The 13,276-nt window shown below is 68.3% G+C and carries 5 protein-coding genes; 3 read left to right on the top strand and 2 right to left on the bottom strand.

What is annotated here, in order from left to right:
• Positions 1-7 precede the first annotated feature (7 nt).
• A complete protein-coding gene (locus tag GJV80_RS06215; protein ID WP_154687148.1) occupies positions 8-1,456 on the bottom strand; it encodes a bifunctional cytidylyltransferase/SDR family oxidoreductase in 1,449 nt (482 codons plus the stop codon).
• Between the two features lie 130 nt (positions 1,457-1,586).
• Here GJV80_RS06215 and GJV80_RS06220 point away from each other — a divergent pair, with 130 nt between their 5' ends.
• The gene (locus GJV80_RS06220; protein ID WP_154687149.1) at positions 1,587-4,145 is read left to right on the top strand and encodes a CDP-glycerol glycerophosphotransferase family protein; all 2,559 of its coding nucleotides are present in this window, start codon (positions 1,587-1,589) and stop codon (positions 4,143-4,145) included.
• Between the two features lie 26 nt (positions 4,146-4,171).
• On the opposite strand, the gene GJV80_RS06225 is transcribed toward GJV80_RS06220, so the two are convergent.
• Positions 4,172-7,936 (bottom strand): CDP-glycerol glycerophosphotransferase family protein, encoded by a 3,765-nt coding sequence (locus tag GJV80_RS06225; protein ID WP_154687150.1) that lies wholly within the window; start codon positions 7,934-7,936, stop codon positions 4,172-4,174.
• A 232-nt stretch (positions 7,937-8,168) separates the two neighbouring features.
• On the opposite strand from GJV80_RS06225, the gene GJV80_RS06230 reads away from it, so the two are divergent.
• Both GJV80_RS06230 and GJV80_RS06235 read left to right on the top strand, forming a co-directional pair.
• Positions 8,169-11,738, top strand: coding sequence for a CDP-glycerol glycerophosphotransferase family protein (locus GJV80_RS06230; RefSeq protein WP_154687151.1), 3,570 nt, complete (start codon positions 8,169-8,171; stop codon positions 11,736-11,738).
• Positions 11,735-13,267, top strand: a complete 1,533-nt coding sequence (locus tag GJV80_RS06235; protein ID WP_154687152.1) for a CDP-glycerol glycerophosphotransferase family protein — start codon at positions 11,735-11,737, stop codon at positions 13,265-13,267. The genes GJV80_RS06230 and GJV80_RS06235 overlap by 4 nt, the downstream gene beginning before the upstream one ends.
• The last annotated feature ends 9 nt before the right edge of the window (positions 13,268-13,276 follow it).

Here is a 13,276-nt window from a genome sequence, read left to right on the forward strand (position 1 = left end):
CCGGATGTCAGTCGTTGACCAGCGCAGCCGTGCCGCCGTCCCGACGGACGTCGACAACATGGCCGGTCTGTCCCGACAACAGCACGCTCAACGATTTCCTGGCGACCTCGGTCGAGTCCAACAGGGTGCCGGGAGGCTCCTCCCCGAAGGCCTTGGTACGCATCGGTGTCGCCGTCCGCTCGGGGTTGATGCAGTTCACCCGAACCCCGCTGCCGGCCCATTCGTCGGCGAGGGCCTGGGTGAGATTGACCACCGCGGCCTTCGCCGAGGAGTAGAGCGAGTACCCCGACCGTCCCCGGGTGTAGGAGGAGGAGGTGAACAGCAGCAGCGAACCCCGGGACTCCGCCAGATACGGATAGAACTCCTGGGCGATGAAGATCGGTGCCAGGTAGTTGACCTCCGTCGCCTCGTAGATCGTCTCCTCGGACGTTTCGGCGAGTTCACCGCGGGGCAGCACGCCCGCTGTGTTCACCACACAGTCCACCCGGCCGCTCTCCGCAGCCACCATCCGGGCAGCCTCACTGACGTCGGCCCGGCGATCCACGTGGGTGCCGGTGGAGGAGCGGGAGAAGGTGTGCACGGTCGCCCCGTGACTGCGGGCCAACTCGGAGATGTCACTGCCGATCCCGTACGAGCCACCGAAGATGACCACGACCTTGCCGTCGAGCGCGGCCCGCAACTGGACATCGTCAAGATCGGCCGGCCGGTCGGCCGACGTCAGCTGGAACAGCTTGTCGGCCAGGTACACGTCGATCGGTTCGGTGATCTTCATGTTCCGTTCGTGGCCGTTGACCACGGCGATCGGGATGTCGGGCAGATAGCGCAATACGACCGTGCAGTCGTCGGTCGCGGCGAAGTCCGGATCCTGGGCGGCGAACTCGTAGGCCTTTTTGATCACCGAGAGACGGAACGATTGCGGCGTCTGGCCGCGGCGCAGCAACGCGCGCGGCAGCACATCGGCGATCACCGGCTGCGCGTCCCCGATCCGCCGACCGTGCGCGAGTTCGCCATCCACCTGCACGATGGTGTCCGCCGACGGGATCGCGGTGTCGACCGCCTGGAAGTCGCGCAGCGCGGTGATGTTGGCCTCGATGATCGTCTGCGACACCAGCGGTCGGACGGCGTCGTGCAGGATGACGTTGCATTCCTCGTCTCCGAGCGCGGCCAGGGCGAGTCGGGTGCTGTCGTTGCGGGTGCCTTCCGGTCCTGCGCCCTCGAGCACCCTGCTGACCTTGCGGTAACCGCCGGCCTTGACGATCGCATTGATCGGATCGAGATAGCCGGGGGTCATCATGATGATGATCTCGTCGATCAACGGCGACTGGCTCAGAGCGATGATGGTGTGCTCGATGATCGGTTTGCCGGCGATCTTGATCAACTGCTTGGGAATGTCCAAACCAACACGCGTACCGGTGCCGCCGGCCAGAATGACGGCGACGCTCCGCAGGGTGTCCACTGCTCGACTCTATCGGGTCGGGATGCTCGGCAAGGGCGCCGCGACGTGGCCTAACCTTGTGTCGTTCACCGGCCCAACACCTGTTCCATGGCCAGGCGCGGCCCATCGGACACAGGGATGAGGAGGAGCCTTGGCAGGGGACTCCGCAGCGTTGCCCGTACGGCTCGCGCGCGCTGGACGCAGTCGGCTGGTGAACCGCGCCCGTCGCTTCGCCCGCAGCGCCCGGTCGCGGGTTTCCCGCGTACGGATCGAAATGGACCGCGGCAACGGCTCCGCGCAGCAGCGGTCCGCAGAGCTGACCAGCCGACTGGGCCGGGTGTCCTGGCTGGAGGTTGACGGCGTGGCCCAGCTGCGCCTCGAAGGTTCGGCCTGGCGGCGTGGCGGCGAACAGTCGGGTTCCCAGATTTCCGCAGTGGAGTGGAAGATCGACGGGGAGTCGATTCCTTTCGCCGTACGCCCGGTGACCTCGGCGGCCCTCAACGATCAGTCCCTGGTTCCCACCGAGGACCGGAGCAGCGCCGGGTTCATCGCCACCCTGCCGGTCTCTCGGTTGCTCGCGCTGGCGCCGACGACCGATGTCTTCGAACTTCGCGGGCCGGTGATGATCACCGTCAGCGATCAGCAAGGTCTGCTCGAAGGGCCCTTCGGCAAGCGGGACGTCAGCGGGTCGGCCGGCCAGCCCACCGCACTGGGACTGGGCGACGACTGCCTCGGCCAGCTGTCCTGGCATTCGGAGCGAGGGCTGCTGCTGACCTTGACCCGTCGCGCCGCCGTCGCCCGCCGGATCCGGATCTCTGCGACGACGCTGCAGGCAGACGTCACGGTGGCGGGCGGGTTCGAGCCGGTCGGAGCAGTGCTGTCCGGGATCGGCACTGCGGTGACCCACCCGCTGACCTTCGGCCGGGCGGCGGAGCTGGTACGGATCTCCGGCGACCTGACCGGCCTGCCGGCGCCGGAACGACCGTCCGGCTTCCAGCTGGCGTTGGTCGACGCGGCCGGCAGACGGCGACGGGTGCACTGGACAGGGTCAGCCGATGCTCTGCGGCAGTCATCGGCCGGTGCCGAGGCTGGGCTGGCACTTCGCTACGGCCCTGGCGCGGTCATCCAGGTCGAGACCGCGCCGGTCCGGGCGGACGTCGACTCGGTCGACGTCGTCCGAGCCGACGATGCCACGCCACGCCTGGTGATCACCGGTGGGTGCCGAGGCGTCCCTGACGACCCGAAGAGCTGGCAGCTGCAGGGCGGGCGCCGCCGGGAGCCTGCCCGGGCCCTGCAGGTCGACGGGGACAGCTACCGCGCGGAGTTCGACCTGGTCGGGAATCCGGAATGGAGCGATCAGCTCCGACCGCTGCCGAGTGCGACCTATCGGCTGATGATCGACCTGACGCCAGGATCCGACGCTCCGGCCACCGCCGCGCCGCAGCAGCGGCTCATCGCCGAACTGCCCCGCGTGTTGACCACTCCGCAACAGCGGGTGACCGTCGGCCGCGGCGGATCGGGCGAACTGGAGATCGCGCTCGATCCACCGCTGCCCGACGGGGCACGCAGCCGGTTCAGCCGCTACCGACTCGGCGAGCTGTACAGCAACCGCCCGATGGAACTGGCCGACGCCGTGCTGTTCACCAGTTTCGACGGCACGGCGGCCAATGACAATCCGCGAGCGATCGAGCGGGAGATCCTCCGACGCGGATCAGCGCTGCGGCGGCTGTGGACCGTCGCCGATCTCTCCGTGGGAACCCCCGACGGCAGCGAGCCGGTGCTGTTGTGGTCCGAGGAATGGTGGCAGGCACTGGCGTCCTCGCGCTTCGTGGTCACCAACTGCTGGATGCCGACCCGATTTCGACGGCGCGAGGGGCAACAGGTGCTGCAGACCTGGCACGGCACCCCGCTCAAACTGCTCGGCTACGACCGGCTGGGCGTCAAACGCGGCGCGGAGTATCGCGACAAGACCGCTCGCGAAGTCGCGCAGTGGAGATTCCTGATCGCCCAGAACGACTTCAGCAGTACCGCGTTCCGATCGGCGTACGACTACCGCGGTGAGATCCTGCGGATCGGGTATCCCCGCAACGACGTGCTGACCACGGCGACCGACGACTATCGGGCGGGAGTGCGGCGACGGCTCGGGATCGACGACTCCGAATTCGTCGTCCTGTACACCCCGACCTGGCGGGACGGGCTGCGAACGATCTTCGCCGATCTCGACCTGCAGGCGACCCGGCGGGCGATCGGCGGCCGGGCCAGGATGCTGGTACGCGGCCACACCAACACCATCAGGCACAGCGGACTGCTGACCGGCCCGGGACTACTCGACGTGACGATGTATCCCGAGGTGTCCGATCTCTATCTGATCAGCGACCTGATGATCACCGACTACTCCTCGACGATGTTCGACTTCAGCGTCACCGGCAAGCCGATGATCTTCTACTCGCCCGACCTGGACGACTATGCCGGGCGGCGGCGGGGAACGTATTTCGATCTTGCCGCCGAGGCACCGGGACCGGTGGTCCGGACGACCGGAGAACTGCTCGACACGCTGGGCGACCGCGACGGCATCGCCGAGCGTCATGGCGACCGCTACGCCGCCTGGCAGCAGAAGTTCAACGCCTACGACGACGGCCACGCCGCCGAGCGAGCGGTGGACGCCCTGTTCGGACCGGCCGACCTGTCCGACGCCGACCACCCGGACTGATCCGACCGACCCGACGATCGGTCGGATCAGGTCGGTTCGTCGACAGCACGGAACACCGCATCGACCAGGCGTTGCGTCGCGTGGCCGTCGTCGAGGTCGAGGTAGTCCCTGCGGAAGGTGGCGTACGCCGCCGCGTACTCGTCCCTGATCCGATCAAGATCACGCAGCGCCGCGCCGACCTCGTCGGTGCTGGTCAGCAGCGGGCCGGGGGCGGTCGGTTCGTAGGCCCACAGCGAGCCGCGCGCCTCGGTCTGGTACTGGACGAGATCCGGCACCATGAAGATCATCGGTTTGCCGGTCAGACCGTAGTCGAAGCGCAGCGACGAGTAGTCGAGGATCGCCGCGTCGGACGCAAGGCACAGGTCGGCGACGTCGGGGTAGTCGGTGACGTCGATGATCGTTCTCCGGCTGCCGACCCGCGTGCCGAGGCGGGCGTTGAACGCGTGGCCGCGGACCATGATCACGAACTGTCGGCCGACGATGTCGGCGAGCCGGTCCACATCCAGGAAATCGACCATCGCCGCAGTGCTGTCGTCGACGCTCATCGTGTCGCGGAAGGTGGGTCCGTACAACACCGCGATCTGGTTCGATCGGATGCCCAACCGGCCGCGTACCTCCGCGGTGATCTTGTCGGCGACGGGGGAGAGCAGCACATCATTGCGCGGATAGCCGATCTCCAGCACCGTATTGGGGAAGCCGAACTCCCGGGCCAGCGCCGAGGAGCCGTAGCCGGCCGGTGAGACCAGGTAGTCCCAGTCGGCGGCCCGCTCGAGGTAGGAGCGTACGTGAGTGATGTCGCGGTTCTGCCTCGCCCAGTGCGACCGCCCCATCTGCTTGAACGGATAGCCGTGGAAGGTCTGGATCTGGACCTGGTGAGCCGGCTTCTTGTGGTAGATCGGCTGGTGCATGTTGTCCATCAGGAACTGGGCATCGTGCAGCAACCGGTACCACTCCGCGCTGTCGTGCAACACCCCGATCGCGCCCTCGGGCACCCGGACCGAATAGTCCTTGATCGCGAAGTAGTCGGTGTACGGCCCGCCCGGCAGTTGATGATCTTTTTGGTATTCGTGGAGATATCGGTGCAGGGCCGCCGGATTGCAGCCGCAGATCTCGCCGTAGTACGAGCGCAGCAGGATCGCGCCCGGCTGGTAGGTGGGATCGGACAGCCGGTCCCGCAGCGCGTCCTGCAGCCGCTGTTGCCTGCGGGCACCGCGCTCGGTGTCGGCCAGTGGCGGCTCCAGCCGGAGCCCGATCAGGTCTGGCTTGATCAACCGGATCCGGCCGAGCAGGCGTGGCGTGCGGAAGGTGATCGGCAACGTGCTGATCAAGGCGTCGGTGGCGCGGACCGGGACGGCGTCGTCGCCGAGCCGAGCGGTGACCTCGTACTCGCCGCTGGCCAGCGGCAGCTGACCGAATCCCCACGGGTCTGCCTCGAGCGGCAGCGTCGCGGTGAAACGGCGGGGTCCGGTCATCGCCGCTGCCGCCGAGGTCTGCAGCTTCGCGCTGTAGAGCCGCAGCACCAGATCGGAATGCTGATCGGGGCCGTTGTCGGAGCCCTCGTCCGCGCCGACGATCAGAGCGCCGGCCAGCACCAGGCCCTGCTCGGTGATCACTGCCGATTCGATCCGGACTCCTGCCGGCTCATCGACGATGCCGAGATTGCCGGACGCAGTACGGATCGGACGCGGATTGGCCGGTTGCAGCTCGGGGTGGCTCTCCTCGGGCGGCCAGACGGCCGGGCTCCGCGTCCCGTCGTTAGACACCACCGACACCGTCCAGGTCTCGGACCGGAGCCGTTCGCGGGACTCCCGGTCGGTTCCCGTAGGCGGAATCCGTACCCGCGCCCGCAGGCCACCGCCGGCCCGCTCGAGTGACGCCCGGAGCACCTGCATGCTCCGGGTGGCTGTCAACTCCACATGGCGGGGCGCGATGTCCTGGCTTCCGGTCACGGACAGGGTGAGCTCGCGCCCGGCCAGCCGAACACCGGCCACCACGCACGGCGGACGGCGGGCCGACAACCGCAACCCCGTCCTAGCCGCATGGGCGACCTCGACCAAGCGGCCGTCCGGCAGGAACTCCGACAGCAGGCGCCCTGGCGAACCGGCGGTGTCCGGGCCGATCAGCGGCCCGATCCGGCGGATGCCGGCGGCGCTGACCGTCACCCGCAGGCTCCAGTCGGACCGGTCCACGCCGACCCGGCCGTTTCGCCCCGGGGGCGTGCGCGGGCCGGCGTCGTCGCGCAGCCGAGCCAGGGCCGCGGGCACGTCGAAGACGGCATGGAACACCGACCGTTCGTAGTCGGCGTACCGATGCTTGCTGACCGCGGTCACCTCGACCGAGGGGGTCAGTTCCACCTCGAGCGGAACCTCGACGCCCGAGGTCTGTTCCACTGCCGTGATCAGGGTGTGCAGGGCGGCCGGATCGTCCGGATCGGTCGGGACCTGCGCCAGATCGAGATTGTCGATATAGGCCCAGCCCTGGACGTGCCAGCGGTGGTCGGCATCCCACCAGACCCGCCGGATCACCGAGACCAGCCCCAATTGATGCTCGGCAAGGGCGAGCAGCGGATCGGTGGCGGCCAGCCCGAGCACTTGCCGTACCGGAGGATCGAGATAGACGTTGCCGTCGCGGACCAGAGCCGGCATGTTCTTGGGGTTGTTGTGCCCGAGACCGACGAAGTCGACCGCCGCGGACCGATGCCCCTTGGTGACCAGCATGATCGCCAGGCGGTGCTGGGCCGACACCTTCGACCAGACCTCGTTGGTCGCCCGGGCGGTGAGCCGCCTCAGTCCGTCGATGAGCAGCTCCCAGAATTCGTCGTCGGCGTGCTGGGCGGTCTTGATCGACAGCCGGAAGTCGTTGCTCAGGTACTGCGCCAGCCGAGCGGCGTGGACGTGCTCCAACCCGGGGCGGTCCAGCTCCGCCAGGGAGCTCTCGGCGGCCCGCAGCCTGTCGCGAAGGTCGTTGCGCAGGGTGGCCTGCTGGGTGATCGAACTCCTGTCCTCGCGCACCCGCCAGCCGTAGGTGACCTTTGCCAGAATGTCGAAGGTCGACGCCTCGGCATACGCCCGCGCCGACAATGCCTGGTCCTCGTAGAGCACGCCCTCGGGGAAGGCGAAGCCGTGATGCTCCCAGAAGCTCCTGCGGTAGAACTTGCTCCACGCGACGGCGTTGACCACCGCATCGGGGGATTGGGCGAGCGTTGTGCCCAGCCGGGAGAACCGGTGCGCCGAGCGGATCCAGGAGGCCGCCGGCCAACGCCGGTTGGAGTCCATCCGGTCGTAACTGCCGACGACGAAGTCCGACCCGGTGCGCCGGATGGTCCGCACGTAGCTGAGTATCGCGTCCTCCCGCAACACGTCGTCGGCGTCGAGGAACATCAGGAAGCTGCCCCTGGCATGACGTGCACCGGCGTTCCGGGCGGCGCCGAGTCCGGCGTTGTCCTGGCGGATGACCTGGATCCGGCGGTCCTGTGCTGCGTACCGGCGGATGATCTCGATCGACCGGTCCGGCGATCCGTCGTCCACCAGGATCACCTGGAGGTGCCGATAGGACTGGGAGAGGACGCTGTCCAGACACTCCGGCAGATAGCGCTCGACGTTGTAGACCGGAAGGACGATGCTGACCAGCGGTGCGGCGATCCGGGAGTAGAAGACGCGTTTGGCGTAGGGCCGGAGCCGTTGCCAGCTCTTCCGCACACCGCGCCGGGCCACCGGCGGCAGCCGCCTGGCCGCCTGCGCAGCGAGCTGCCGGCCGGCTTGACGCGCCTGAGCCACCACCTGTTCGGTCACCTTCCGTCAGCAGCCGATCCGCAGTCCGTTCCGGCCCATCGCTCGGCCAGCGGCCCGGTCCCGGCGGTCGCAAGACTAACCGAGGCTGAGCCGACCGGGACCGTGCCGCGCGGCTTGCCACAACCTCACCGTTTCCAGAGGTGGCAACCCCTAGACTCGAGTGTCCGACGGCCCGGGGACCCTGCAGCGCCGGCCCGTCGGACCGCCCATCGGATTTCGGGAGACGCAACACATGTCCCTGGCTGTCGCGGACCGCCTGCCGGTTGTGTTGCGCCGGTTCACGACGGATCTCGGAGCCGGTCTGCTCACCGGCGCTGTGCTGATCGCCGCTGCGGCACTAACGGTGTCGGCGATCCCCGCCGACGGCCCGGTACTTCGCTTGGCCGGCCCGGCACTGATGACCGCCGGAGCGCTGCTGATCGTTCTGCGATTCCCGCGGACGGCGAACCCGAATGATCCGCGGGAGTCAATCTATTCTGCCGGGGCACTGGGCCGGGTCGTCGGGATCCGGAACGGATTCGGCGGACTCGGCCGGTTCGCCGGGCTGCGGATGTTGTTGGTGGCTGTGCTGCTGCCGGCGGCCGCCGGGCGCGGCCCGGCGATCGATGACCCGGCCGGCGTGTGGTGGGCGGCTCTGGCCGCGGCCGGGTTCGTGCTGACGACGGCCGCCGAGCCGTTCGTTGTCCGGCTGTTGCGGCTGCCGACGCCGTACGCGATCAGGTTGCCCGGCCTCCCGGTGCTGCCGGCGCGGATCCGGTACGGCTGGCTGCCCGGGCATACCGGCGTGCTGGCAGTCGTGCTGGCGACGTTGCTCGAGGTCTTCGGCGCTCCGGGTTGGATGTTGCCGGTGATGGCGATGCTCGGCGCAGTCCCGTTGGCGGCGGTGGTCCTTCGGGTGCGGACGCGACGCCGGATCGCCGGCCGGATCCGCGGCCTGCTTCCCGCAGCGGTCGCCCGCTACGCTCCGCAGTTCGTCCTCTACACCGCACGGCCGGACGATGCCTCCTATCAATTGACCATGTGGTTGCCCTATCTGGAGCGGGCCGGGCGTCCGTTCCTGATCGTCACTCGCGACGAACTGCCGGCGGAGGCCGTTGCTGCCCGGTGCGCTGTCCCGGTGGTCTGCTGTCGGGCCGCGGCCGATCTCGACCTGATCATGAACGAATCGCTGCGCGCCGCCTTCTACGTCAACGCCTCCTCCGGGAACGGCGCGCTGATCCGCTACCACCAACTCACCCACGTCTATCTGGGTCACGGGGACTCCGACAAGCCGCCGTCCTACAACCCGACCCACGCGATGTACGACCGGATCTTCACCGCCGGCCCGGCGGCCAACCGCCGGTACGGTGATCATGGAGTGCTGATCGATCCGGCGAAGTTCCGGGTGGTCGGCAGGCCGCAGGTGGAAGTGGTCCGGTCGATCGATCCGGCTCGGCGGGCCGAACGAATGGCTGGTGGACGTCCAGTGGCCCTCTACGCGCCCACCTGGAAGGGTCACGTCAGCGAGACGGCGCTGTCATCGCTGGATCGCGCGGAGGCGATCGTCACCGCCCTGCTGGAGCGGGACGCCGCCGTGGTCTTCCGGCCGCATCCGTTCAGCTATGACGATCCCCAGGACGCCGTGATCATCGAACGGGTCAAGACGATGCTGGCCGCAGACGAGCGCCGCAGCGATCGCCGGCACCGTTATGGCCCGGACGCCGAGAGCGAACTGGACGCTTTCGGTTGCATGAACGTCGCGGATCTGCTGATCTCCGACGTGTCCAGCGTGGTCTCGGACTTCCTGCAATCGGGCAAGCCGTACGCCATGATCGCCCCGCCGGGCATCGATGCCGCAGGTTTCGTCGCCGCCTATCCGGTGGCCAGGGCCGGCTATCTGGTTGATCATGATCTTGCCTCGCTGCCCGAGGTGCTTGACGAGCTGTTGGTGCCCGTCGGCGACCGGCTGGCACCGATCCGTGCCGATGTGCGTGCCGACTATCTCGGTGATTTCCCGGTCGACGGGTATGCCGATCACTTCGTCCGCGGGGTCCGGGATGCCTGTGACAGCTCGGCGCCGCGGGTCGCCGAGGTCGCCGAATCCGACGACGGGTCGACGACCGTCAGCAAGGACACCGTCCGCCGCAATCTGGAGAGTCTCGCCCGGACCATGATCAGCGGAGTGGCGGCAGTGGTCGCCCTGACTGCAGCGGTCGAAGGTTGGGACCTGGCCGGCCTCATCGCCGGCGCAATCGCGCTGGCAGGGGTGGCCATCACCCTCTGCGGGCAGGCCGCCACCGACCGCGTCCCGACGCTGGACGGCCCACGGATGATCATGGTGGTCGCCGGAGCCGCCGTCTCGGCTGGGGATGGGTTGTCGATCCTGCCGATCGGTGTGCTGGTGATGTCGGCCGGGATCGCGGCCGAACCGGTGATCCGCGGCGCGCTGCGCTACCCGGGTGTGATCGCCACCGGACTTCCGGAACTGACCGTTCCGCAGGCGCCGCGACGCTTCTGGCTGTTGGCGCTGGCACCGGCAGCGATCGCCTGGCTCTGTTGGCTGCCGGTGATCACCGGCAGCGAGCCGCTTCGCGTCGTGGTGTTGATCATGGTCGGCTGCTATCTGGTCGCGTTGATCATCACCGTGTTGCGTGCGCGGGCACGGCTGTCGGCCGCGGTGATCACCGATCGAAGGGTGCCGGCGGTGCTCGCCGAGTATGCCCCGGAGTTCTGCGTCTATTTCGCCTCGGGGATCGGCGCGCACTATCAGGTCGGCATGTGGTTGCCGTACTTCCGGCGGTTGGGGCGTCGCTTCGTGATCATCACCCGAGCGTTGCCGATGCACCGGGAGTTGGTCGAGCTGACCGCTGGTACGGGGATCCCGGTGCTGTACCGTCCCACGCTGCGCAGTCTCGAGGACATCGTGGTGCCGAGCATGCGGATCGCTTATTACGTCAACAATGCTGTCCGCAACACCCACCTGATCGAGCGGCGCGAGCTGACTCATGTCTGGCTCAACCACGGTGATTCGGAGAAGCCGGCGTGTTACAACCCGGTGCATGCGATCTACGACAGGATCTTCACCGCCGGGCAGGCCGGTATCGACCGCTATGCACGGCACAACGTGATCATTCCGGCGGCGAAGTTCACTATTGTCGGCCGGCCGCAGATCGAGCAGATCACCGAAGCGACCGGACCGATCGGCCGGATCACCCGGCCGACCGTACTGTACGCACCAACCTGGCAGGGGCCGTACGCCGACAGCAGGGTCTATTCGCTGCCGGCCGGCCGGCCGATCGTCGAGGCTCTGCTGGACCGCGGGGCGCGGGTGCTCTTCCGGGCGCACCCGTTCAACTACCGGTTCGCGCCCGACCGCAGGCTGATCGCCGAGATCGGTGCCCTGTTGGAGGCGGATCGGGAGCGTACCGGTACCGATCACCGGTGGGGTCCGGCCGCGGAGGACGAGCTGAGTGTTGAGGACTGCTTCAATGCTTCGGATGCGATGATCTGCGATGTGTCTGCGGTGATCTCGGACTACCTCGCGGCAGCCAAGCCGTTCGCCGTGGTCGCGGTCGGCAGGACCGAGCAGGAATTGATCACCGAGGCACCCGCAGCAGCCGCCGGTTACCCGATCGCCGACGACCTCAGCGACCTCTCAGCGGCCCTGGACAAGCTGTTGATCGGCGACCCGAAGGCCACGGATCGGGAGCGGATGCGCCGCTACTATCTCGGCGATCTGCCGAACCTGCAGGCAGCCGAGGGTTTTCTGCAGGCCAGCCGCGCATTGCTGGACGGCGTCGAACGCGGATCGGTGCCGGCATGACGCCGCGGTCGGTGCTCCGAGCCGTGCTCGGGCAGCTGCCGATGGCTGCGGCGATCGGTCTGGCGCTGGTGGTCATCGCTGTCCTGCGTGGACAGCACTGGCCCGGGGTCGTCGCCGCGATCGGGACGGCCGGGGCCGTTGCCGGGTTGCCGTTGATCGGTGCGGTGCACGGCCCCAACCCGCCGTCGGGATACCGACTGCCGGGCTACCGCAGGCCCGTCCCGGTGCCGACCGGTCGGTGGAGCCAGGGCATCTCAGCACTGATCGTGATGATCATGATCTTCATGATCCTGTTTCTGCCCGGATGGCTGGTCTTCCTCGGCATGCTGCTGGCCTGGCTCGGACTGTTGATCAATCTGGTGACTGCCTACCTGCGGCGACGCGGCAGACCGCGGCATCGGGAGGTGCTGCACCGGGCGGTGGCCGCCTACCGGCCGCGGTTCGTGATCTACACCGGTCGGCGGAACGATGCGTCGTACCAGTTGGCGATGTGGGTCCCGATCCTCGAACGGCTACAGCTGCCCTACCTGGTGGCGTTGAGTTTCCCCGAGGCGCTGGCATCGACCCGGGCGATCACCAAGGCGCCGATCGTCCTGCTGCCGACCGGCAGCGACCTCGACGCGATCATGGTCCCCGGCCTGCGGGCCGCGTTCTACGTCAACGGGATCGCGGAGAACTCGACCCTGGTCAATTATCGGAACCTGACCCACATCTATCTCGGACACGGTGACTCGGACAAGGAGTTGTCGGTGCACCCGATGCACGGCATGTTCGACCGGGTGTTCGTCGCGGGCCAGGCAGCCATCGACCGCTACGGGCAGGCCGGCGTGAAGATTCCGGCCAGCAAGTTCGTGATCGTCGGCCGGCCGCAGACCGCCGGCCTGCGCGGCGCCGGCCGGCCGATCGGTGAGGTGGATCCGCCGTCGGTGTTGTATGCACCGACCTGGCGGGGTTACAACGCGCACACCACGCTCAGCTCCCTTCCGGTCGGACCGGCCGTCGTCGACGCGCTGCTGCGTCGGGGAGTGGTGGTCAGTTTCCGGCCCCATCCGTTCAGCTGGCTGGGCGCCCGGGAACGGTCGGAGATCTCGGCGATCGACGATCTGCTGCGCAGGGACCGGGACGACTCCGGCCGGCCGCACCGGACGGCTGCCGAGCACCGGAACACGCCGGTGGCCGAGGAGATCGACTTCTCCGATGCGTTGGTCACCGACATCGGCAGTGTGCTGGTCGACTACTTCGCGACCGGGAAACCCTACGCCGTGGTGCTTCCGCCCGGTCAGTCGCCGACGACCGCACGAACCGATCTGCCCAGCACGGCTGCCGCCTACCTGATCAGCTACGACACCCTGATCGGGGGACCGGATCAGAGCGTCGAGCAGGTCCTCGACGAACTGCTGGTCAAGGATCCGCTCGCCGGCCGGCGCCCTGCGGTGGCCCGGCACTATCTCGGCGAACAGCCCGGCGACGACCGTCCCTTCCTGGACGCGGTCAGGCGCGTCATCGGCCATCCCGAACCCGCCCGCTGACCGGTCCCT

The organism is Microlunatus sp. Gsoil 973 (assembly GCF_009707365.1).
Classification (GTDB): Bacteria; Actinomycetota; Actinomycetes; order Propionibacteriales; family Propionibacteriaceae; genus Microlunatus.

Bases quoted from the DNA above. Each gene is read 5' to 3' on its own strand.
- GJV80_RS06230 (WP_154687151.1), top strand. From the start codon at position 8,169: ATGTCCCTGGCTGTCGCGGACCGCCTGCCGGTTGTGTTGCGCCGGTTC.
- GJV80_RS06235 (WP_154687152.1), top strand. From the start codon at position 11,735: ATGACGCCGCGGTCGGTGCTCCGAGCCGTGCTCGGGCAGCTGCCGATG.